Raw genomic sequence first — 23860 nt, 5'->3', positions numbered from 1 at the left:
TTAAGTCTACGAAATTAATCCGTATAAAAAAAGCACCATTCCGATTAAAAATGGTGCTTTTCCAAAAATTAATTTTGTTCAGTAGGATTCGTTGTAATTTGCCATTCAATGCTAAATTTATCTTTTAGTTGTCCGTATGCTGGGCTCCAGAATGTTTCTTGAAGTGGCATAATAACTTCTCCACCCTCTTGTAACTTTTCGAATACTTCTTTTGCTTTTTCTGCATTACTAATTTGAATTGCAATTGTTACTTGAGATCCGATTGCATGCCCTTGACCTGGGAATGTATCAGAAATCATAAGGTCCGTATTACCAACTTTTAAAGTAGCATGTAAAACGCGCTCTTTTGCTTCAGCTGGAATCGGGTATTCTGGATTTTCAGGCATGTCACCAAAAGTTTGCATGACTTCTACTTTTGCGTCTAACGCCTCTTTATAAAACTGTACAGCCTCTTGCCCACTACCATCTAAAACTAAGTACGGATTAATACCTAAAATCATACGGACACCTCTTTTTTAAGTTTATAAAATCGAACTTGTGTTCGTTTTTATATTATCATTGTTTGCCATTTCATTCAACTATTTCCTTCACTGTTTTCAAAATTATTTTGACGGAATCTCCATCTCTTGTTTTCTAAGTTCAATACGGCGAATTTTTCCGGAAATCGTTTTTGGTAGTTCATCTACAAATTCAATTTTGCGAGGGTATTTATATGGTGCAGTAAGTTCTTTGACGTGTTGTTGGAGTACTGGAATTAATGTTTCTTCGTTCTTGTCTAAATTCTCTCTTAATACGATAAATGCCTTCACGACACTTCCGCGAATTTCATCAGGGCTTGCGACAACCGCACACTCTCTTACATAAGGATGTTTTACGAGTGCATCTTCTACTTCAAACGGCCCAATTGTATAACCAGAGCTAATAATAATATCATCACCGCGCCCTTCAAACCAGAAATAGCCTTCTTCATCTTTCTTCGCTTTATCACCGGTAATATAATAATCACCGCGGAATTGCATCGCTGTGCGCTCATCGTCTTTATAATATTGTTTAAAGAGGGCTGGTGTTTCAATGTGAACTGCGATATCACCAACTTCTCCTACCTTTACCGGAATACCTTCCTCATCTACAATATCAACGTGGTTGCCTGGCGTTGGTTTTCCCATTGATCCTGGTCTAATATCCATTCCTTTCATTACACCAACAAGTAATGTGTTTTCCGTTTGCCCATAGCCGTCTCTTACTGTAATATTAAAGTGCTTTTGGAACGTTTCAATGACTTCTCTATTTAACGGCTCACCTGCGGATACAGCGCTATGTAACGCTTCTAAATTGTACTGGCTTAAGTCTTCTACCTTTGCCATTAATCTATACTCAGTTGGCGTACAACAAAGCACATTCACCTTATTATCACCTAATAAGTTTAAATACGTTTTTGGCTCAAACTTACCGTGGTATACAAATCCTGTTGCACCTGAACCGAGAGTTGCTACAAACGGGCTCCAAATCCACTTTTGCCAACCTGGACTAGCCGTCGCCCATACAACATCATTCTCTTCAATCCCGAGCCAATTTGGAGCGCTCGTACGTAAATGAGCGTATGCCCATGCATGCGTATGAACAACACCTTTTGGATTTCCTGTCGTCCCTGACGTGTAAGATAAAAAGACCATATCTTCTTTATCTGTCTTCGCCATTTCTAACAGGTCACTTTCTGTTTCTAACGCTGTTTTTAAATTAATCCATCCATCTACTGACTGCTCGCTCAGAACGAATTTTTGAAGAGATTCCATCGCTTCTATATCATCAAACTGCCCAATGTACGGCTCATAACTTACGATTGCTTTTACTTCCCCGTGCCCAATGCGATATTCGATATCCTTCTTGCGTAACATTTCCGAACTCGGAATTACGACAAATCCTGCTTTAATCGCAGCGATATACGTCATGTACGCTTCAATTAAACGTGGCATCATAATGAGGAGCTTGTCCCCTTTTTGCAAACCACTCTTTATAAAAGCGTTTCCAATTTTATTCGCGCCTTTCATTAACTCAGCGTATGTAACTTCTCGTCTATACCCTTTATCATCTTGCCAAATTAAAGCAAGCTTCTCTTTATCACTTGTATATTTCTCTATTTCAGAAACTAAATTATAAGACGCTGGCGCCAACAATTCTTCTCTCTTCATACAATATCCTCCTCCATTTCTATGCCTCCCTTATATAATAAAGAATTTTCAGTCAATTTTGAACCCTCTTCTTTTGACAAATTTTTTATATCTATGTCGAAATGAATGTATAACTGTGCAAACAACAAAAAGAAAGAGCGGGAGAACCCGCTCTTTCTAAGCCATCATATATGGGATTATTTTTGGAAACCGCCTAATTGTTGCTCAGCTAGTGAAACTAGACGTTTAGTGATTTCACCACCAACAGAACCGTTAGCGCGAGCTGTTGCATCTGCTCCAAGTTGAACACCAAACTCTTGAGCGATTTCGTATTTCATTTGGTCTAATGCTGATTCAGCACCAGGAACCGCTAATTTATTTGTGCTACGTGACATGTTATATCACCTCCTTGTGAGTATAGAGTGTGATAAATAACATGACTTCATACACGTTTTATATTTGGTAATTTATGGTTTTAGAAAAGTTCTTCGAATTTTTCTTCTTCCGCCACTACTTCTACCGTTTGTAATACCATTGTTTCTTTGTTCGCTACAGCTTCATCGATTAATGGTGTGAAATCGTATTTCGCTTCAAAACGATTCGCTTTTTCACGCTTCGGCTTCGTCGCTGGGCTTGCTGGTGTGAATACTGTACAGCAATCTTCGTACGGACGAATTGAAATATCATATGTGCCGATTTCTTCAGCAATTTTAATAATTTCTAATTTATCCATCGTAATAAGTGGACGAATAACCGGATAGTTTGTTACTTCGTTAATTGTATGCATACTATCTAACGTTTGGCTTGCTACTTGTCCAAGACTTTCACCAGTCGTGATTGCAAGTGCATTACGTTCCTCTGCAATACGCTCTGTAATACGCATCATCATACGGCGCATAACTGTCATTGAATAGCTAGATGGAATTTCTTTATTAATCGTTTTTTGCACTTCTGTAAATGGAACAAGGTGAAGCGTTACACGTTTACAGTACTTCGTTAACTCTTGTGCTAAATCGATTACTTTTTGTTTTGCACGCTCGCTTGTGAAAGGTGGGCTATGGAAATGAACTGCTTCCACAGACACGCCGCGTTTCATCGTTAAGTACGTTGCTACTGGGCTATCGATACCACCAGAAAGAAGTACCATTACTTTTCCGCCAACGCCAACTGGTAAACCGCCAGCTCCCATATGCTCACCACACATAATATAGCTGTAACCACTGCGAATTTCTATACGTACATTCACATCTGGATTATGAACATCTACTGTGATATCCTCTGTATTTTCTAAAATGTGTCCACCGATTTCTGGAAGTAACTCCATCGTCTTCATTGGGAAGCGCTTATCAGAACGGTGCACTGTAATTTTAAATGTTTTCACATCATCTTTTACTTGTAAGAAAGCTGCTAATGCACCCTTTTTAATATCTTCTAATTCTGATGGTACTTTCATCGCTAAGTTAAACTTATGAATACCGAATACATCTTTCAATCTTTCAGAAATTGCTTCATGGTCTTCGCCATTTAATTGAATGTACATACGGTCATGCGTTGCATCGATTTTAATATTTGGGAACTTTTTCAGTTTGAACTTTACGTTATCTTTCAATGTGCTTACAAATTTAGAGCGGTTTTTACCTTTAGTCGTCATCTCTCCATAACGAACTAAAATATATTCATATGTCATCATATTCCTTTACCTCATCACTTCATATAATTTTGGCATCGTCTCTTTCACAATACCTTCAAATTGTTTTACTTCTTCCATCGTGTTTTCTGGTGCCAAACTAATACGAATAGCACTTGCAGCAGCGGCATGGGGTACTCCCATTGACACTAACACTCTGCTCACTTCATTTGCTTTTGAAGAACAAGCAGACTTCGTCGATACATATACACCGTGCTCTTCTAAAGCATGAACGACCACTTCTGGTTTTAAACCAACAAATGACACATTTAAAATGTGCGGTGCTGCATATGCAAGCGACGTATTGATTGTTACATCTTCCATCTCTTTCAAAAAACGGACAAGCTCTGTTTGTAAATTGTGCAAATGAGCTATCTTTTCTTTCACTTGTTCCATTGTCATGCGAAGTGCTTTCACCATCGCTACAATGCCAGGTAAGTTTTCTGTACCAGAGCGATACTTAAGCTCTTGTTGACCACCTGATAAAATTGGATCTAACCTTACGCCATCACGTACATAAAGAAGACCCGTTCCTTTTACACTGTGGAATTTATGTCCAGATATTGAGCAAAGATCAATATGAGAAGCATATAAATCAAGCGGTACTTTTCCTATCCCTTGTACATGGTCCACATGGAATCTTATTTTCGGATAGTTCGATAATAACGTTCCAATTTCAGCAACAGGCTGAATTGCTCCAGTCTCGTTGTTCACGTGAATAATTGACACAAGAATCGTATCTTCACGAAGTGCTCGTTTTACATCCTCTACCGATACAACACCATGCTCATTAACCGGTAAATATGTTACATCAAAACCGAGATCTTCTAATTGTTTATATGCTTCAAACACAGACGCGTGTTCAATATTTGTTGTAATGATATGTTTACCGCGCGAACGATTCCTCATCGCTATTCCTTTAATCGCAAGGTTATTCCCTTCCGTTCCACCTGATGTGAAAATAACCTCAGAAGGTTTAACGTGAAGAAGCTGCGCTGCAATCGTTCTTGATTGTGTTAATAGACGCTCTGCCTCTCCCCCAAGCGAATGAATAGAAGAAGGGTTTCCAAAATATTTCCCAGCAACCGTTACGTACGATTGAAGGGCCTCTGGATATGGCTTCGTCGTCGCACTATTATCAAAATAGATCATCGTTCTTCCCCTTTCAGCGCTATCACATCATATAATCATATCACAAATACGTGTAATTACGCTAAGACTACTCAAAGGTTCCATTTTATCCCGATTGTGAAGGCCGATAATTCGTCAGGATGCCCTACTGACTACAGTTTCACTATATTTTAAAACGAATAACCTTACTGTATTCCGCTATTCATTATAGCAACATCGTCCCCAAAATTACACAAAAAAACAAACCCTTATGAAAGGGTTTGTTCATTGTCTACATATTCAGCTATTTTTTGAACAACGCCAGGTTCAAGTTGCTCTAGTACAGAAGCCGCTTGTTCTAAAGCTGCATCGTATTGATATTCACGGAATAATTTCTCCGCATAATTTAAGCTCTCTGCAAGGTTCTCATCATGACTGCGGTAACGATTACCGTATTGAATTAATTTTTCAACTAAATACGCTTGTCCAATTAACTCTTCTGTCATTTCAGCTACACCATTAACAGTTGTGTACGCTTCTTCTAAACTGCTATTTACAGCGTTCATATTTAACGGTTTCACTTCTAACTGTTCATATACAGCTTGCATTGCCATTTGTCCTCTTTGTAAATCTTCCATAATGCTTTCTGGAAGACCTGGCAAATTCGACTTTTGCATAAAACGTTTCGTTTCAAAAATGATATTTCGCATTTCTTGTAACTTCTCACGCGCTTCAAATTCTTCTTTACGCATCGTTTGCAGCATTTCTTTATATTCTGCATGAAGTACTTTTAACGTTTCACATTGCTCATAAACCTCTTCTAGTTCCTCACGAATAATAGAGAAGGCAATATCTTGTTCCGCAACGCGTAATTGCAGCATTTCAAAACGTTTCATTAAAATGTGCATTTGCTTTTCAATTACTTTTTGAGACTCAATGTCCTTATCTTGTAACTGATAACTTTGTTTCACAAGTTGTGTTTCTGCTTTTGTTTCAATCGTTTCAATGCGAATTTCTTCTAAGTCTTCATAAACAGAAAGTGTTTTTTGCTCCACATAATGTCTCGCATGTACTTCTTGTTCTAATTGATCATAGAAGCCGTCTAAACGCGTTTTTAAGTTTTCTACTTTTTCAGCTGCTTCCGTTATATGAAGCTCCTGTATATCCATTAAACATGTGTGTAGTTGTGTCGTCATATCACGAACTTCTTTAGGGACTTCCAAATACTCTAATACATAACCTTGTCTTACCATATCATTATGTCCGTGTAATAAATCTTCCAGCTGAACTGGTAACGTCGCTTGACACTCTACCAATAAATCTGGAATTTGGTGAATAATGATTTCTAAGTTTGCCAAACCTTCTTCCAAACTAATAACAATTTCTCTCGCTTTTAAATAGTCGCCATTATCTGTTGCCTCTTCAAAGCTTTTAAACTTATTAGATTCAACGTCTAGCATTTCTTCGATTTTCTGTTCTGCTGCTCCATACATATGTCTATGAGCAAGAACACTCTTCTTCATACTACGATATGTATCACGTAACCCTTCAATTTCCGAGCTATTTTTTTCATGGCTTTCTAACAATTGCTGTAATTCATTTAAAATGTCTGTAATACGATTATCAGCGTCATCTAAACCACTTATGGATTCATTCATCGCATGCTTTGCTTTTCGGAAGGAGAATTGCGAGGCGAATTTTCGCGCTTGCGCTAAATCTTTGTCTGCTTTCGGAAGGGTTGTTGATACAATCTCATCCCATTCTTCACGCCATTTACCAAACAGTTCTTCTGTTTGACCTGTCATATTTAAGTCTTTCACCCGTTTTAGTTCATCTGCCACAGGCTTATCTTTTATCTCTTGTTTCCACTGCTCCAGTGCTTCAATATCTTTATATGAACGATTTCTTATCACAAGCTCTATCATGAGCAGCACTAGAATAGAGCTTACTACAATGATAACGATCGTCAGGATAGAATCCATGCAAAAAAGCCTCCTAGTTATATCTCTTTTTTTGTCCGTTCCGTTTATGAAATGGAAGGCATTATGTATAAAAAGGGAATTCCCCTATATTTAACAACTAACAATGTACTAATCATACCATGTAATGGCTTGTTTTTGACCTAGTTTTTTTTAAAATTTCATGTTTCTTTCAATGCAATTGTAATCTTTCTCAATCTTCTGTTTGGATTATCTCCCATCATCAAATGATTGTAATAACAGGTTCTCTTTCATATGAGATACGAAATAAATTTTGCGCACAAGTGGTGGTTCAATAGAAATTGCATATACATTCCCTTGCTTTACCGCTTGCTCTACTACCATTTCTGGAAGTAACGTAATACCAAGTCCAGCTCCGACCATTGCAAGCATCGGTTCTGCATAAGAAGTTTCAAATGCAATGATTGGTTTCGCACCTATCCCCTGAAACATATTCGTAATCATTTTCCTTACATCACAGATTTCTGGGTATACGATTAACTTTTCATTTTGCAAATCTTCCATTCGGATCACTGTTTTCTCTTTATAAAGATGATCATTTGAAACGACACAAACAATTTTTTCTTCTCGCATTTCTTTTATACACGTAGCGCCTTCTACTATTGAATCGACGAACATCGCTTCAATCTTCCGTTCTTTAAAGAGTCCCATTAGTACTTTCGTATGCTCAATTTTCCATTCTACTTCGAATCCTTCACCTAATACATCTTTACATTTTGATATGTAATGAGCTGCTAAACTTGGCAATATGCCTATAGAAATTTTCCGCTTCTCCTGAAAAGTCTTCATTTCAGCTTTCACTTCATATATGTGTTCCAAAATCGGTAACATCCTTGTTATAAATAACTCTCCAGCTTCTGTTAATTCCACTCCTTGCGCGGAACGCTTGAGTAAAGTAACCTCTAAATCCGCTTCTAACCTTTGAATTTGCTTACTAAGCGCCGGTTGAGAAATATGTAAAAGCTTACTCGCCTTTGATAAACTGCGCGTATTCTTCACTTCAATAAACGATCGTACTGCCTCCAAATCCATCGTACACACCTCTAACAAAAAGTTATAACTGTCATAAAAAATCGATATTTCCTTCTATAAACAATTACTCTTTATACTTATTTCATCAACTTACTATAACGAAATGAAAAGGGGAAAGATACTCTTGGACAAAAAACAAATGCTACTCGGATCCCTCCTATGCTTACTTGCCGTAACGGCTTGGGGATTTATGTTTCCTGTCATGGCAAATGCTCTGCAGTTTATCGATCCGTTCTTCTTCACAACTATCCGATACGGATCAGCAGCTATTATTTTTCTTATTTTGCTATTCATTACTGAAGGAAAAACTTCACTCCACTTAGAAAAAAGAACACTTTCGTTATTCTTTTACGGAACAGTCGGTTTCGCTGGATATGGTTTTCTCATTTTTTACGGCCAACAACTTGCCGGGCCTTCTGGGGCCATCCATGCTGCGATGATTCAATCTCTTATGCCGCTCATCGCTTTATTATTGCAGTGGATAACAAAAAACAAACGCCCACAAAACTACACATTCCTTTGTATGTTCGTTGCATTGCTCGGTGTTATGCTTGTCATTTCAAAAGGAAATATTCACTTATTATTTGGAGCTGCCAGTCACCTCTCAACAAATATACTTATGCTATGCGGCGTTACTTGCTGGGTCATTTATACGAACGGTGGTGCTCGTTTTCAATCTTGGTCACCACTCAGGTATACGACGTTAACTTGTTTATTCGGCTCAGTTTCACTCATCGTTATCGTCACTTTCTTCACTTACACAAACATCGTTACTATGCCGTCACTTCGTACCATTATGAGCGTTCGTTTTGAACTCTTGTATATGTCGATTGTTGCAGGTGTTATCGCTGTATTTTGCTGGAACACAGGAAATCGCTATATTTCATCTATTAACGGCATATTATTTATGAATTTAGTTCCTGTACTTGCACTTATCGGTTCCATCTTTCGAGGTTATACAGTCGACAAAATTGAAATTGCCGGAGCCTCACTAACAATTATCGCGCTCTTATGCAACAATGTATGGCAAAGGAAAGAAAGCACAAAAATCCCCACCTCATTTCGTTAGGTGGGGATTTTTCACATATGAACAGCTCTTGGCAATTCATAGTACATATTCGTTATACATAATGTTTGCTCCATCCATTGCTCAATTTCTTTCGTGTACATTTCTATGAAAAATGTCTCAGACGGAAAAGAATGCAGCACTTCTGATATATATTGCGGATATAAAAACGGCATATTCATCATGCCTTTTAATTGCGTCATAAACATTGTAAAAGATACCTTTTTAAATTCCTGCTTTATTTGTCCCTGTCTAATCATTTGCTCTATATAATATCTTTCTTTAGAAAAGTAAATGGTCATCACTTCGCGAATTAATGTCGTATCAAGTGAAAGCTCTCGGTAGAAGAAACGTGTCAGCTCCCTATTTTCAAATTGATATCGTAAAATTCCGCGCACCATTTGTACCATCACATCTTTAGCCGACAAATATTCCCTCTGTTCGAACGACATTTCAATCACATGAATATATCCTTCTAAAAAGTCAGTAATAAGCTGTTCTAATAAACCTTGCTTTCCAGCAAAATAATATGAAATATTCGCTACATTCACATCCGCTCGCTTTGCAATTTCTCGCACCGACGTTCCATCATAACCTTTCGTGTTAAACAACGATATTGCCGCATCAATTACTTTTTGTTTCGTCTGTTTCATGCGCTCACTTCCTCTCACTGAACAGCTATAGTTTAAATTTCTTGACTTTTAAGACAAATTCCTTTAATTTTCTATCGACAAAGTCATGTGAAATACATCGTATTTTGCTAATATTTTACACATCTCGATAAAAAGGGAGTTGTTTCCATGTTTACAAAAGAAAGTTATGCAGGTTCTCGTGAAGAACAATACGAGACAGTAATTAAACAACTGGATGCATTATTAACTGGCGAACCGAACGTAGTCGCAAACTTATCAAATGCGTCCGCATTATTAAATCAATTTTTAGATCGTGTGAATTGGGTTGGCTTTTATGTAACAGAAGGAAATCAGCTTGTTCTTGGACCTTTCCAAGGAATGCCTGCTTGCGTGCGCATTCCATTTGGACGAGGCGTTTGCGGCGTTGCAGCTGAAACAAAAACAACGCAGCTTGTAGCAGACGTTCACCAATTCCCAGGACATATCGCTTGCGACAGTGCTTCGAATTCAGAAATCGTTGTACCAATCGTGAAAGAAGGAACTGTCGTTGGAGTACTTGATATTGATAGCCCTGAAAAAAATCGTTTTGATGAAGTAGATCAGCGCTATTTAGAAAAGTTTGTGGAAACACTCCTAAAACATATTTAAAAAAGAAAAGAGCGAGTTATCGATTGCGTACATCACGTACGAAACCGATAGCTCACTCTTTTTTATTGATTACTAACAGTAGATATTTTCTTTAGTGCCTGTTCTAAATCAAAAACGATATCCTCCCATGATTCTAAACCGACAGATAAACGTATTAAATTATCGTAAATACCCATTTCTTGTCTTAGCTCAGCTGGAATCGCAGCGTGCGTCATCGTTGCCGGATGCTGAATTAACGTTTCTGTATCCCCTAAACTTACGGCAATTGTAATAAAGTGAAGGTCATTGATAAACGCTTGCGTCTCTTCTTTTCCGCCTTTTACTGAAAAAGAAATCACACCGCCGCCCCGTTTCATTTGGCGAGATGCTAACTCCCCTTCTGGATACCAAACACCTTCTACCGCATCATGATTTTTGAGGAACGATACAATTTTTTCTGCATTATCACAATGGCGGTCCATTCTTACCGCTAACGTCTTTAATCCGCGTAACAATAACCATGCATCAAACGGCGCCATAATACCGCCGATATCTTTTCGCATCGGGCGAATTTGTTCTGCTAACGCTTTCGTTTTACAAATCGTTACACCTGCCACAACATCACCGTGACCACCGATATATTTTGTCGCACTATGAACAACCGCGTCACAGCCCAGCTCAAGTGGTCTTTGTAAATAAGGTGAACAAAACGTATTATCAACAATAACAAGTAAGCCATTTCGCTTCGCAACCCGAATCACTTGTTTTAAATCAATTAATTTCATTGTCGGATTAATCGGTGTTTCAACGAAAATAAGCTTTGTATTTGGGCGGATTTTATTTTCAATATCATCCTCTGTCTCCATATCACAAAACGAATGCGTAATCATAAATTTTTCTTCTAACACTTCTAAAAAACCGTACGTGCATCCGTATAATCCATTTGAACAAATAATATGATCTCCAGCCTTTAGAAAACCAATTAAAGTTGCTGAAATAGCTGCCATACCGGATCCGAAAGCAAGTGCTTCTTCTCCTCCTTCTAACACCGCCATACGTTCTTCAAATAATTTTACAGTTGGATTTCCAAGTCTTGAGTAAATATAAGACGGATCTACTCCCGCAAAACTCGCCTCTCCTTGCTGCGCAGTCTCAAATGTAAATGTAGACGTTTGAAATAACGGTGGTGTTAAACTTCCTTTATGTTCCTCAGATGTATACCCGTGATGAATTAACGCTGTCTCCATATGTTTCTTTTTCATAAAAACATCCCCTTTATGTTTTTATTGCCGCATATTCACCAGTAAAAATTGATGAACGTTTTTACTACATTTTATGTAAGCGTTTTATTTGTGTTTCTATCTCTTCTTTTATATTGTTTTAAATTCCTTCTTATATTAATTTCCAAAATTTATATGCATAAAACAAAAACGTACTCGCTTGACGAAACTCTGGGTAAAAGATATAATAGCGTTTGTGTAAAATAAAAAGGCAGCCTTGTAATGTGAGTTTATCGTTTGTATTTTGTTCCTCTACGGAGGTGTATCTCGTAACTCCCTGCTGCTGGAGCGAAGGTACATGAAAACAAAATGCCCGTAAATATCGATTACGTCTGTTTTTATTTTACGTAAATAAAAACATTTTTAAAGGAGGAGTCAACTATGGCTCGTTATACAGGTCCAGCTTGGAAACTGTCTCGTCGTCTTGGAATCTCTCTAAGCGGCACAGGAAAAGAATTAGAAAAACGCCCTTACGCACCAGGTCCTCACGGTCCTAACCAACGTAAGAAACTTTCAGAATACGGTTTACAATTACAAGAGAAACAAAAACTTCGTCACATGTACGGCATGACTGAGCGTCAATTCCGTCGCACATTTGACCAAGCAGGTAAAATGCCTGGTAAGCACGGCGAAAACTTCATGATCCTTCTTGAAGCTCGTCTTGACAACCTAGTTTACCGTATGGGCTTAGCTCGCACTCGTCGTGCAGCTCGCCAATTAGTAAACCACGGCCACATCACAGTTGATGGATCTCGCGTAGATATCCCATCTTACCGTGTAAAACCTGGTCAAACAATCAGCGTTCGCGAAAAATCTAACAGCCTTGTTGTTGTTAAAGAAGCGATCGAAGTTAACAACTTCGTACCAGAATACTTAACTTTCGATGCTGATAAATTAGAAGCTACTTACACTCGTCACGCTGAGCGTTCTGAGTTAGCAGCTGAAATCAACGAAGCATTAATCGTAGAGTTCTACTCTCGTTAATCTCGGTACTCTGAAAAGAGTAGTATTAAAAGCCTTAGGAACCTTGTTTATCAAGGGGCCTGGGCTTTTTTTATTGAATATAGCCGGTATATGTATAGAAACAGAACAATGTAACAAAATAAAAAAGAACTGCAAGTCTATAGTTAATAAAAATTAACCCTCTCTCTAGAATTTCATCAATTTTTTATTCACATTAATAAAAATCCCCCCTCTTCTTCTAACACCGGAAACATACTACGCTCTATCCCATAACTCATTTTTCTTTCCTATACTCTCCTTTTGTTAATATTATTTTTACATGATCTACCTTCCCTTTTTTATTTACATTCAACCTTAAAAACCTCTTCATCACCAGAGCATCCGAATGAGATTAAAAAACTTAATGAACAAGCACCTTTTTTGCTGAATAATTAGAATATTACATTTACAACCACTTCCTTAAATTGGTATTATCTTCTTGTAGGGGAGGGAAAGTTCATGTCTTTAAATATGTATCTCGGTGAAGTACAAGCTCAAACAGAAAGTATGAACGCTTTCTGTAACGCTACTATTCAAGGAATGGAACAAATTATTCATTCTATTGACGCTTTTGCATTAGATACTGTTCTACAAGGACAAACATATAGCAGTGCAAAAGCATATTTCTTACAAACCTTTCGTCCGTTAGCACAAGGAATCATTTACTTATGCGAAGAATTAATTCGTCAAAATGATGCCTTTCCAAGAGACTTTCAATCACAGGTAGCTTCTACAGATGTAATTGAACAAGAAATATTAGAACAAATTCGAGAAATTGACCGAATGATAGCAAGTACAGAAGCACTCCATCAAACTATGTGTAGCTTTTGAAAAAAGTCTGATTATTTATAATAAAGATCGATAATTTATAATAAAGTTTGATTAAAAATCCTGTGTTGATATGCAGGATTTTTTCTTGTTCCACAAACGAGCCATTTTCTTGAGTAACACTTTAATGAAAATAATTATGGAGCAAAAAAATTGTGAAGATTTTCCCTTAAACTAAAGGGTTGTAAAGGGGGAAATCTAAATGGTTGAAAATGCTCAAACAAACAGTAATTCGGTAATTTCTTTAAACCTTGGTATTATTTAGATCCTAATACCATTTATCGGTTTTTTTTGGTGGTTTAGGAGTTGTAGTTGCTAGAAAAGCGACAAAAGAAATTTTAGAAAAAAACCAAAGTGGTAGTGGATTAGCAACTTCCGGTTTAATTTGTAGTGTGGTGGGAATTATCATTCAAATCTTTTTAGTACTCAGTATTCTCGTTTTCTATTCTTTAAGAATTGTAGGATATCTTATTAAACTAAAGGGCCAGTCCTGCCATGGTTTGGGCGTTCAAAGCGTCGCAAACCATGAATAGGATTGGCTTACTATGGGGAGTAGTTTAATGTTTTATTAATAATTCCTATTTTTTGCCACATGAAGAAATTCCTTAACCGCAGGAGAAGCATTTGCAATTGATTGACAGGCAAGTGCTACTTCACGGCTGTTTTCAATATTTAGTTTGCTGATTTTTATGTTTTGCTGTGTCTTTAAAAATAATTCTGGACCTATCGTAACGCCAAGTCCTTCCTGTACCATATTAGCGATGGTTGTACAGTCGTGTACTTCAAAAAGAATAGATGGTTTAATTTGCGCTTCTGCAAATAATTCCTCAACATGTGATTGGTACATCCCTGTTGGCATAATAAAGGATTCATACATTAAATCATTCATTTCTACTATTTCTTTAGAATGAAATTGATGATCAGGGTAATAAGCGACTACCATCTTGTCTTTAATCAAAGGAACCAAATCGAAATTTGGGTTTGATTTTCCTTTTACTACAAATCCAATGTCAATAATGCCTGAACCTAACCATTCCGTAATCTCTTCATAGGTTCCTTCGTAAAATTTAAATTCTATTTTAGGATGCTTTTTCCGGAATTTTGCAAGTAATTTAGGCAATAAGCAGGAAGAAGCACTTGCAAAAGTGCCGATACGAATAATACCCGTTTCCAAGCTTGTCATAAGCGCAATTTCTTGATTAATGACTTCCACTCTTTTCAATATTTCTCTAATATGCGGCAGAATTTTTTGTCCTATATCTGTAAGTGTTATTCCTTTTTTTCGATCACGAATTAATAAAGAAACTCCCCATTCAGATTCTAAACTCGCAACTGCATGACTCACGGCAGATTGGGTCATATTTAATGTTTCAGCAGTTTCTGTAAAGCTTCCTAGCTCAACCACTTTTGCAATGATTTCGTAGCGCACAATAGTCATGAGTAATTACTCATCTCCTTTATTAAAAACATCAATTTTACTTATGTTAACATGGAACATAAAATAAAAACAGTAGTTCAAATATAAGGAGATGTACAAATTGAAAAATAATATGAATCAACTAATCATCATACTTTTAGCTTTAGGGGCTTTTGTAACAGGAACAGCAGAGTTTGTTGTTTCTGGAATTTTAGAACTGATTTCTTTTGAATTAGATATTTCAATTTCAATGGCTGGTCAGTTGATTACGATTTATTCTTTATCTTATGCTATTGGAGCTTTGATCTTGGTCATGCTAACGTCTAAATTGGATCGTAAAAAAGTACTTTTATATGCTATCTCTATATTTATTCTAGGGAATCTAGTTGCATTTTTTAGCTATAATTTTGTCTTTCTTATGTTATCTAGAGTCATTATGGCGATGAGTGGAGGGTTATACATTGTTGTTGCCACCAATTATGCTGCGCAAATTGCAGTTCCAGAAAAAAGAGGTAGTGCTATGGCAACAGTCATTACAGGTTTCACTGTTTCATTAGTACTTGGAGTACCTATCGGAACATTTTTAGCTGGACATTTTGATTGGCACTATATTTTCTTAATTATTGCGCTTGGCACAGTTTTTTTAATAATAGGACTTTACAAATTATTACCATCAATAAAAGGAAACCAACCGCTGCCATTTACACAACAGCTACAAATTATGAAAGATAAACGAGTCCTTACTGGTTTAATGACAACGATCTTTTGGATTTTAGGATATACGATGGTGTTCGCGTACATTGCTCCATTATTAAGTCATACTGCTGGTTTTTCTATAGAAATGACAAGTATCGCTTTATTTGTTTTAGGCACTTTTGCTTTTATTGGCTCACGCTTTGGAGGATATGCGGTAGACAGATGGGGACCTAATCGAACGATTTCATTAAGTTTATGTGTTCATATCATCTCTTTATTTGTACTAACATTTACACAGTATAGGGCAGTCGGTGTATTTGTCACACTAGCTTGTTGGGGAGTAGCAACTTGGACAACGACACCAGCAAAGCAGTTTTATCTGATTTCACTAAAACCACAATCCTCTGAAACCGTACTCAGTTTTAATACCGCCTTAATGAATGTTGGAATGATGCTAGGTTCTGCATTAGGAGGAATCATTATTCAGTATACAAATATAGTGAATTTAAGCTGGATTGGAGGATTATTCGGTATACTTGCACTTATTTTTATCAGATATTCTTTCTATTTAAATAGAAATTTTATGAAGAATCACCAATTTTAAGGATAAAAATACTTTCCAATACCAGCATTTCAAAAACTTGTTGAAGGTTTTGAAAGGGGAAATCATCACCCACCTTTGCAGTTGTGAAGGGAGAGGAAATGTATATTAGAACGAACGTACCGAATATCAAGTTCGCTGTGCATTTAACGGCTTTTGTATTGAAGAAGAGAACAAGGAAACTTTCATTAGAGTATGACTAATGAGTATAGGATTTGATAAATATTTTAGTTATTCCATTAAAGTGCGCGATTGTGGAAGATCACAGGCATAAAATAATTAAACTTTTTTATAAAAGATCTATACTAATTCACAAGAGAAGAATCCGTTTTGATCAATCTTTTTTCAAAACGGATTCCTTTTATTTAACGTAAAATACGAGTTTGAAAGGTAATTTTGATCAAACACTATTTTAAAGCCACACTATGCCAATTTCGGGCATGGACGCTATAGTAAATCTATTTGCTGTCATGAGGCGTAAACTGCAAGAAAAGTTAGAACATCTATATGAATTTAATCAAACATCTAGCGATAACTATAATACAGCGATTCAATTAGCTGCTAGTATTGCGACAGGTTTAGCTGAAGTACAAAGCGGAAAAGGTTTTAGTCCCGCCAGTGGTACATTTAGTACACAAGGGTTGAATATGGAATGGATAGCCTCTATTCAAAAAATTGCAGAGGAAAGAGTTCAAGAAGCCGAAATAAAAAAAGAAATTGAAGAAAAAATGGCTTTGCAGGAACAAGAAGCTAATAGACCGTGGTACCAAAAAACAGCTATTGGCGCTTGGGAATTCTTCCAAGGAATTTGTAATTCAGCTGCTGAAAACTTTACAGGCGTAGAATTACCAATGGGCAATGAATTAGAAAACAAAACAACCTTTCAAGCCGGAAATCTTGTGGGGAATTTTGTATCAGGGGTAGGAGCTATTTTTGAAATTTTGGGCGGTATAGCTATTGTAACAGGATCAAATGTTGGAACCGTATTGTTAGAAGGAGTAACTTTCGGGGCAGCATCACCAATTGTTATCCCAGCTGATTTAGCTCTTACAACCGCTGGAGCAGGTGTTGCTACACATGGTACATTTGTATGGTATAATACGATTCAAAATAGTATTGATACTCTTCAAAAATTCCAATCTTCTAGTAGAATTACAGCTGATTTTGAAAAAGAAATTAGCAAGTTACCTAAGGAAGAACGTATTCCAAAAGTAAATAAGAAAGCGGAAGAAATCGCAAAAAACAATGGATGGGAAAGAAATAAATCATTAGAAAAAAAGAATAAAGGACGAACTATTTATACTGACCCTAAAACTAAAAAACATTACTCAGTAGATACTCAACATGGAAGATTTGAAGAACTCAATAAAAGAGGTAAACATTTAGGTGAAATTGATTTTGATTTGAAAGGAACTAAAGGACCAGATAAGTCAGGAGGGCATGACATAAATGTTAAATAAAAAAATTGAAGAAGTAAAAAGAAAATACTACGTAAAAAAAAATATAGAAGAATATTTACAAAAGTCTTCTATCAAACTAACTCTCCCTAAACAAATAATTGATTTTTGTAATAAAAATAATATTAAAATTAAAGGAGATAGCGACATAGTATTTCCTTCAAATGATTGGTATATTACTTTACCAAGTTATGTAAAAGGCGAGTTTGAAGTTGAATATACTACATATCTTATCATTTCTAAACTAGCTAATGTATATTCTATCCTTAATTCCTTTGAAATTGTAAATAAAGATGTCAATGGCATGATGCCTACTTTAACTGGAGATTCAGAGCAAGAATATACTAGATTACAATCTCAATTAATATCAGTTATTGAAACAACTCTAAAAGCAAGCGGATATGAAAGAATTGGTTACACAGAGAGTAGCCGAAAAATAGAAGGAATAAAATTTGCAGACGATGTCGCACTATTTGGTCCCGATGTAACTGTTGATGACATTCTATTTAGGGATGTACTCGATGTAACACCTGATTGATATTTAAACTAACGTTTACGTTAGCTTTTCCTTTGTTTCAAATCAAATATCATAGAAAAGGCATATTTGCTTTTACTGGTGAAAATATCATAACTAAGATACTTCAAAATGAACTGTATCAAGCGAATTATACATTTGCAAAGACTTCAATTTTACGTACGAAAAAAGAACAAATTCAGGAAAAATTTTGAGACGTATTTGAAAGAAATGAAAGGTAAATATGCTATTGAGATTAGGTTTAGGGAGGAATAATTGATGGCATATGATTTAGAACTTGAAATAAAAGAGGTACTTGAGAAAATTGATTTTGTAGAAAGATATAAATCCTTATCAGAAAAATTTCCCGATAGAACAAATACATTTGAAAACTATGAAAACGAAAAAGTAATTGCAGTATTTGAGTCTCTTGGCTATAAAGCTCGTTTTATGAAAAAAGAAAACTATTTTTATTGTTGGAGAGGTCAAGAATAAAAACATCTATACTTTTAGATTTAATATTAGTTTAAAACATGGCCTTGTTGAGTTTATTTGGTCTGCACGACATAATGGTGCAATAAGAGCTGGAGATCCAGGGGCTATGTTTGTAGCAATATTATCAAATGATACAGAAAAAATACTTCGTCCATGCTTCCACAGTTACGATGAACTCAAAGAAATCATGAAAATTTCCTTTGAAATGTACGAAGATTTCAAGCGAGAATTAATTCCTATTTATTCATGATTTTATATTTAAGAAAGGTAATTTTGTCTTAAATGTAAAAAGAGCAAATCCGACTTATAAGAGTCGGATTTCTTCATTTATCTAAAACTTTATACTGTTTTATTCAATCTAATGTTAGTATTTTTCCAATGTTGACACAACATTAGAGTTATCATTTCAAGGATAATAAGATTATAAGAGAGCATTCAGGCGGTCATACTTATCCAGATGATCCATCCCAAAATAGAGGATCACATTTCAATGATGTACATGGGAATCATTATGACTATTAAAATTGAGGTGGTAAAATGAAGTGTTGGAATGAAGTAGAAAAAGATGCATTCTCATACTACGAATGGTTTAGTAAAGATGAAGCAATTAAAAGAGTCGGTAATTTACCAAATTTAAGTTTATTCAGCGTTAATGGCTCCATGTTATTTAGCCCAGATGAGAAAAAGAAATTCAAAGAAGTATGTGGAACTAAAATCAAGCAAGTATTTATGAAACATGATTTAACTAATGTCTACAAATTCTACTTGCTTGCAGCTATTGAAATCAAAGACAAAAACTCTAAAATTGAAAAATATCGAAAGGTATGGAAAGCTCTTCGAACCAAATGGAAACTTGAGGGATTTAATAAGGGTCCAGAAGTTGAAATGGAAGTTGGAGGAACAACTTTCTACTCAAGTATTGCAGAGTTTTGTCTCGAGAAACTTCCAGCTGCCATTGAAATAATTTCTAGTAATCCTAAAAGATTTACAATCATTGCAAGTAAAAATAGTGATATAATTATGGAAGAAAATGTTAGAAAAATCTTCAGAAAAGCATTTAATGAATATAACAAATGGAAAGATGAAATAGATTATTTTAACCTTTCCATTCATCTCTGCCCAAAAGATGATATAGTTTTTAGATGGGGAGATTCATTAGAGGAAGCGGAAATAGCTGCTATATTTAAAGGAGATATACTTACACTTTTAAATAGCTAACTGCAAAACCTTTCTAAAAATAACTACATTTCAATTAACAATTATAATATTTTCATAGAATTAAACTAAGAAAAATCCGACTCACAAAAGGCGGATTTCTTCATGTATCTAAAATGTATACTGTTTTATTTGATCTACTATTAAAAATTAGGGAGGAGTAATTATTGGCGTATTCATTAAAACCTGAAATACAAGCCAGTCTTGCAAAAATTGATTTTATTAAGAAATACAAATCCTTATCAAAACAATTTTCTGATAGAGAAAATACATTTGAAAACTATGAAAACGAAAAAGCGATTGAAATATTTGAATCCCTTGGTTATAAAGCTCGTTTTATGAAAAAAGAAAACTTTTTTATTGTGGGTGAAGTAAAGAACAAGGATATCTATACTTTCAGATTCAATATCAGCTTAAAATATGGGCTTGTTGAGTTCATTTGGTCTGCAAGGCATAATGGTGAAGTAAGGGTTGGAAATTCATGGGATATGTTTGTAAAAGTATTATCCAATGGTTCTGAAAGATTGCCGGCAGTATGCTTCCACAGTTACGAAGAACTCAAAGAAATCATGAAAATTGCCTTTGAAATGTACGAAGATTTCAAGCGAGAATTAATTCCTATTTATTCATAATTTCACCTTAAAAATACATGAAGTAATGACTAAAAAACAAGGACAGACTTAAGGTTTTAGGAGAATTAATTATGAACTTAAAATTAAAACCTGAAATAGAAACAGCACTAAAAAAAATTAACTTTGTTAATAGATACACAGAACTTTCTTCTTTTTCGAGAGAAAATTATGATGCCGAAGAAATCATTCCTAATCCCAATATTGAAGAAATTCAACAAATACTTGAAAAGCTAGGTTATAAATCAGTTTATGATAAAAAAGAACAGTTTTTAAAAGTTGGAGAACTAGGTGATAAAAAAGAAATTTTATTTTATTTTAATATTGGTATTAAAATAAACGTTCTGGATTTTACTTGGGTAGTTTGTCATAATGATGAATTACGATTAGGTAGTCCATGGAGTCTATATTCAAGACTTTTAATTTCTCCAGATACTAGAATTAAGCCCGTACTATTTAGCGATTATGACAGCTTAGAAAAAATTTTAAAAATTGCTTTAGGTATGTATGAAGATTTTAAACAAGAATTAATTCCTATCTATTCATAATTTTATATATAAGAAAGGCAATCTTATCTTATATATAAAAAAAGAAAATCCGACTCACAAGAGCCGGATTTCTTCATGTATCTAACATGTATACTGTTTTATTTGATCTAATATTAAAAATTAGGGAGGAGTAATTATTGCCTTATTCATTACAACCTGAAATACAAGCCTGCCTTACAAAAATTGATTTTATTAAGAGATATAAAGCATTATCAGAAAAATTTTCTGATAGAGAAAATACATTTAAAAACTATGAAAATGAAAAAGCTATTGAAGTATTCGAGTCTCTTGGCTATAAAGCTCGTTACAATAAAAAAGAAGACTTTTTTATTGTAGGAGAAGTAAAAAACAAAGATGTCTACACCTTTAGATTCAACATCAGCTTAAAATATGGTGTTGCTGAATTGATTTGGGAGGCATGTCATAACGGTGAAGTTAGAGCTGGAGACCCCTGGGACATATTTATACGATTGTTATCAAATGACACGGAAAAAGTACCCGTGCTATATTTCCACAGTTACGAAGAACTCAAAGAAATCATGAAAATTGCCTTTGAAATGTACGAAGATTTCAAGCGAGAATTAATTCCTATTTATTCATAATGTAAAAAGCTACCGAAGACAACTAAAACAGTTACTCCGAGTAGCTTTTATTTATATATATTAAAGTTATTTATTTTCCTCTCTCTGAACATATACATAAGCATCTTTCTGCTCTTTATGTACATCCACCTTCGAATTCTCTGCAAGCTGACCCGCATTTAGCAAAGAAAAAATAATGAGCGCTTCTAGTGACATTTCGTTTTACCACTCCTTTCTATTTGTTATACGTTTATCATACCGCTTACATGTGATTTCCGTATGAACTCGAAAAGGAGATTACAACAAAAGGGTTACAGGAATATGAATGCACGCTATAATAACCATAAAATAGGAGGTTGATTCATTTTGACAATAAACCAAATGGTTCAATTGGGTAGTGCATGTATGCTGTTTATTACTTCCGCACTTATTAATTGGTATCAGGGGAGTAATTTGATAGATTATCCTGATGAATGGAAATATAGCGCTAAGTTTACAAATTACTTTAAAGGCACCGTTTCAAATTACGAAGATATTTATCAAATCGACTTCTTTATATATGCAGCAAAATTTTATCCAACAGCATTTGTTCTTATGCTCATTAGCTTACTTTATATGCTCATATTAATTCTTCATATTTTATTTACAAGAAAAGATCAGGCAATCTAAATTCATACATAAAAACCCCGAATCATAGACTTTTCAGCCTACAATTCGGGGTACTATTTGTTTTATATTCGTTTCTGATTAGTAACGAATTAAGAAATATTTCTTCTTACCGCGGCGAATGATTGTGAATTTACCTTCGATGCGGTCGTTTTCTGTTACAACGTAGTCTAATGCTTGTGTACGCTCACCGTTTACGTAGATTGCGCCGTTCGTTACATCTTCACGTGCTTGACGTTTTGATGGAGAGATTTTGCTTTCTACAAGTAAGTCGATTAATACTGTATCTTCTGCAGTACGTTCTACAGATGGTACGTCTTTGAATCCTTGTTCGATTTCGCTTGCAGTCAGTTCTGCTACAGAACCGCTGAATAATGCAGCTGAAATTTTAATCGCTTGCTCTAATGCTTCTTCGCCATGAACAAGTTTTGTCATTTCAGAACCTAATGCTTTTTGTGCTGCACGTTTTTCTGGTGCTTCAGCTACTTGCTTTTCAAGCTCAAGAATTTCTTCATGAGATAAGAATGTGAAGTATTTTAAGTATTTAACAACATCGCGGTCATCTGTGTTGATCCAGAATTGGTAGAACTCGTAAGGAGTTGTTTTTTCTGGGTCTAACCAAATTGCGCCGCCTTCTGTTTTACCAAACTTCGTACCGTCAGATTTTGTAACTAGTGGAATTGTTAAACCGAATGCTTTCGCATCTTCTTCTGATTTACGGATTAATTCAAGACCAGCTGTAATGTTACCCCATTGGTCACTACCACCGATTTGCAGGCGGCAATTATGGTGTTGGTATAAGTTTAAGAAGTCGTATGATTGTAAAATCATGTAACTGAACTCAGTGAATGAAATACCAGTCTCTAAACGAGACGCTACTGTATCTTTTGCTAACATATAGTTTAAACCGAAGTTTTTACCGATATCGCGTAAGAATGAAATTACATCTAAGTTACCAAGCCAGTCATAGTTATTAGCCATTGTTGCTGGGTTGTCCACGTTTTCGAACTCTAAGAAGTTTGAAAGTTGGTTTTTAATGCTTTCTGTGTAGTAAGCAACTGTATCTTTCGTATTTAATGTACGCTCTGCTTTTTTACCACTTGGGTCACCGATCATACCAGTACCTCCGCCAACTAGTGCGATTGGTTGATGACCAGCTAATTGGAAACGACGTAACATTAATACTGGTAACATATGACCAATGTGTAAGCTATCCGCTGTCGGGTCGAAACCACAGTATAATTTAACGCTTTCTTTTTCTAATAATTGCTCAAGCCCCTCAGCATCTGTTTGCTGATTAATTAGACCGCGAAATTCAAGATCTTGTAAAATACCCATATCCTACATACTCTCCTTTAAGTTCATTACTGGCGTGAAGGTTGAAAACATAAAAAAATCGCCCCTTTAAATAAGGGACGATTTTGATTATCGCGTTACCACCCTAGTTGCAGGCAAAAAAAAGCCTACCACCTTATTTACATAACGGCTTAGCACCGTCTTTTCCCTTTTGAATACAATTCAATCGAAAAAAGATGCTCTAGGGGCGTAATTCGCGATCATCTATGTGCTGATTTTCACCGGCCATCAGCTCTCTAAAACAGGGAAATGA

At 35.6% G+C, this 23860-nt stretch carries 22 protein-coding genes, 4 pseudogenes and 1 other annotated feature (1 of these 27 only partly in view); of the genes and pseudogenes, 14 read left to right on the top strand and 12 right to left on the bottom strand.

Annotated features, from left to right (window positions below; all coding sequences use genetic code 11):
• Window positions 1–68: 68 nt before the first annotated feature.
• From DN392_RS02750 to DN392_RS02720, 7 genes are all read right to left on the bottom strand, one after another.
• Entirely contained in the window at window positions 69–500 is a 432-nt protein-coding gene (locus DN392_RS02750) for a VOC family protein (protein ID WP_000600353.1), read from the bottom strand.
• 102 nt (window positions 501–602) lie between these two features.
• Window positions 603–2189 carry an acyl-CoA synthetase MbcS gene (gene mbcS / locus DN392_RS02745; protein WP_061673027.1) on the bottom strand — a complete coding sequence of 529 codons (1587 nt, stop codon included), beginning with the start codon at window positions 2187–2189 and terminating at the stop codon, window positions 603–605.
• A 176-nt stretch (window positions 2190–2365) separates the two neighbouring features.
• Window positions 2366–2563: an alpha/beta-type small acid-soluble spore protein gene (locus tag DN392_RS02740; protein WP_000091639.1), complete on the bottom strand. Its 198-nt coding sequence runs from the start codon at window positions 2561–2563 to the stop codon at window positions 2366–2368.
• Between the two features lie 80 nt (window positions 2564–2643).
• Window positions 2644–3858: a tRNA uracil 4-sulfurtransferase ThiI gene (gene thiI, locus DN392_RS02735; RefSeq protein WP_000989273.1), complete on the bottom strand. Its 1215-nt coding sequence runs from the start codon at window positions 3856–3858 to the stop codon at window positions 2644–2646.
• A gap of 6 nt (window positions 3859–3864) precedes the next feature.
• On the bottom strand, window positions 3865–5007 hold the full coding sequence (locus DN392_RS02730) for a cysteine desulfurase family protein (RefSeq protein ID WP_048562112.1): 1143 nt from the start codon (window positions 5005–5007) through the stop codon (window positions 3865–3867).
• Window positions 5008–5234: 227 nt separating this feature from the next.
• Window positions 5235–6947: a septation ring formation regulator EzrA gene (gene ezrA, locus DN392_RS02725; RefSeq protein WP_048562111.1), complete on the bottom strand. Its 1713-nt coding sequence runs from the start codon at window positions 6945–6947 to the stop codon at window positions 5235–5237.
• Between the two features lie 207 nt (window positions 6948–7154).
• On the bottom strand, window positions 7155–7997 hold the full coding sequence (locus DN392_RS02720) for a LysR family transcriptional regulator (protein ID WP_088321496.1): 843 nt from the start codon (window positions 7995–7997) through the stop codon (window positions 7155–7157).
• A gap of 124 nt (window positions 7998–8121) precedes the next feature.
• Here DN392_RS02720 and DN392_RS02715 point away from each other — a divergent pair, with 124 nt between their 5' ends.
• On the top strand, window positions 8122–9066 hold the full coding sequence (locus DN392_RS02715; RefSeq protein WP_000358806.1) for a DMT family transporter: 945 nt from the start codon (window positions 8122–8124) through the stop codon (window positions 9064–9066).
• 11 nt (window positions 9067–9077) lie between these two features.
• Here DN392_RS02715 and refZ read toward each other — a convergent pair whose 3' ends face one another.
• On the bottom strand, window positions 9078–9716 hold the full coding sequence (refZ, locus tag DN392_RS02710) for a forespore capture DNA-binding protein RefZ (protein WP_000814937.1): 639 nt from the start codon (window positions 9714–9716) through the stop codon (window positions 9078–9080).
• Window positions 9717–9863: 147 nt separating this feature from the next.
• On the opposite strand from refZ, the gene DN392_RS02705 reads away from it, so the two are divergent.
• On the top strand, window positions 9864–10343 hold the full coding sequence (locus tag DN392_RS02705) for a GAF domain-containing protein (RefSeq protein ID WP_061673030.1): 480 nt from the start codon (window positions 9864–9866) through the stop codon (window positions 10341–10343).
• Window positions 10344–10405: 62 nt separating this feature from the next.
• On the opposite strand, the gene megL is transcribed toward DN392_RS02705, so the two are convergent.
• On the bottom strand, window positions 10406–11584 hold the full coding sequence (gene megL / locus DN392_RS02700) for a methionine gamma-lyase (protein WP_000726592.1): 1179 nt from the start codon (window positions 11582–11584) through the stop codon (window positions 10406–10408).
• Between the two features lie 399 nt (window positions 11585–11983).
• On the opposite strand from megL, the gene rpsD reads away from it, so the two are divergent.
• Both rpsD and DN392_RS02690 read left to right on the top strand, forming a co-directional pair.
• Window positions 11984–12586 carry a 30S ribosomal protein S4 gene (rpsD, locus tag DN392_RS02695; protein WP_000135322.1) on the top strand — a complete coding sequence of 201 codons (603 nt, stop codon included), beginning with the start codon at window positions 11984–11986 and terminating at the stop codon, window positions 12584–12586.
• Between the two features lie 477 nt (window positions 12587–13063).
• Window positions 13064–13423 (top strand): annotated as a pseudogene (locus DN392_RS02690) (T7SS effector LXG polymorphic toxin); the annotation flags it as partial.
• A 577-nt stretch (window positions 13424–14000) separates the two neighbouring features.
• On the opposite strand, the gene DN392_RS02680 reads toward DN392_RS02690, so the two are convergent.
• Window positions 14001–14870, bottom strand: coding sequence for a LysR family transcriptional regulator (locus DN392_RS02680; RefSeq protein ID WP_088321495.1), 870 nt, complete (start codon window positions 14868–14870; stop codon window positions 14001–14003).
• Between the two features lie 91 nt (window positions 14871–14961).
• On the opposite strand from DN392_RS02680, the gene DN392_RS02675 reads away from it, so the two are divergent.
• The 9 genes and pseudogenes from DN392_RS02675 (at window position 14962) to DN392_RS02630 (ending at window position 21606) form a co-directional block, all read left to right on the top strand.
• Window positions 14962–16149 (top strand): MFS transporter, encoded by a 1188-nt coding sequence (locus tag DN392_RS02675; protein WP_003193623.1) that lies wholly within the window; start codon window positions 14962–14964, stop codon window positions 16147–16149.
• A gap of 413 nt (window positions 16150–16562) precedes the next feature.
• Window positions 16563–17606: pseudogene (locus DN392_RS02670) on the top strand (T7SS effector LXG polymorphic toxin); the annotation flags it as partial.
• A complete protein-coding gene (locus tag DN392_RS02665; protein WP_000932710.1) occupies window positions 17596–18141 on the top strand; it encodes a hypothetical protein in 546 nt (181 codons plus the stop codon). The pseudogene DN392_RS02670 and the gene DN392_RS02665, both read left to right, overlap by 11 nt.
• Before the next feature lie 255 nt (window positions 18142–18396).
• Window positions 18397–18862, top strand: a pseudogene (locus DN392_RS30650) (hypothetical protein).
• 161 nt (window positions 18863–19023) lie between these two features.
• Window positions 19024–19134 (top strand): annotated as a pseudogene (locus tag DN392_RS02650) (HNH/endonuclease VII fold putative polymorphic toxin); the annotation flags it as partial.
• 15 nt (window positions 19135–19149) lie between these two features.
• Window positions 19150–19830, top strand: a complete 681-nt coding sequence (locus DN392_RS02645; RefSeq protein ID WP_064056622.1) for a hypothetical protein — start codon at window positions 19150–19152, stop codon at window positions 19828–19830.
• A 164-nt stretch (window positions 19831–19994) separates the two neighbouring features.
• A complete protein-coding gene (locus tag DN392_RS02640; protein ID WP_064056623.1) occupies window positions 19995–20459 on the top strand; it encodes a hypothetical protein in 465 nt (154 codons plus the stop codon).
• Window positions 20460–20530: 71 nt separating this feature from the next.
• On the top strand, window positions 20531–21004 hold the full coding sequence (locus DN392_RS02635) for a hypothetical protein (RefSeq protein ID WP_064056624.1): 474 nt from the start codon (window positions 20531–20533) through the stop codon (window positions 21002–21004).
• Window positions 21005–21141: 137 nt separating this feature from the next.
• Window positions 21142–21606, top strand: coding sequence for a hypothetical protein (locus tag DN392_RS02630; RefSeq protein ID WP_064056625.1), 465 nt, complete (start codon window positions 21142–21144; stop codon window positions 21604–21606).
• A 66-nt stretch (window positions 21607–21672) separates the two neighbouring features.
• Here DN392_RS02630 and DN392_RS02625 read toward each other — a convergent pair whose 3' ends face one another.
• Complete coding sequence (locus tag DN392_RS02625; protein ID WP_064056626.1) at window positions 21673–21801, bottom strand: hypothetical protein; 129 nt, start codon at window positions 21799–21801, stop codon at window positions 21673–21675.
• A gap of 150 nt (window positions 21802–21951) precedes the next feature.
• Between DN392_RS02625 and DN392_RS02620 the strand changes: the two genes are divergently transcribed.
• The gene (locus DN392_RS02620) at window positions 21952–22254 is read left to right on the top strand and encodes a YjdJ family protein (protein ID WP_048562103.1); all 303 of its coding nucleotides are present in this window, start codon (window positions 21952–21954) and stop codon (window positions 22252–22254) included.
• Window positions 22255–22332: 78 nt separating this feature from the next.
• On the opposite strand, the gene tyrS is transcribed toward DN392_RS02620, so the two are convergent.
• Window positions 22333–23589, bottom strand: coding sequence for a tyrosine--tRNA ligase (gene tyrS / locus DN392_RS02615; RefSeq protein WP_000512081.1), 1257 nt, complete (start codon window positions 23587–23589; stop codon window positions 22333–22335).
• A 70-nt stretch (window positions 23590–23659) separates the two neighbouring features.
• Window positions 23660–23860: a binding site (T-box leader), on the bottom strand; it runs 29 nt beyond the window's last position.

It is taken from the genome of Bacillus sp. BB51/4 (assembly GCF_008368845.1).
GTDB classification, from domain to species: domain Bacteria; phylum Bacillota; class Bacilli; order Bacillales; family Bacillaceae_G; genus Bacillus_A; species Bacillus_A wiedmannii.
This window is presented reverse-complemented; position numbering and strand designations above follow the sequence as displayed.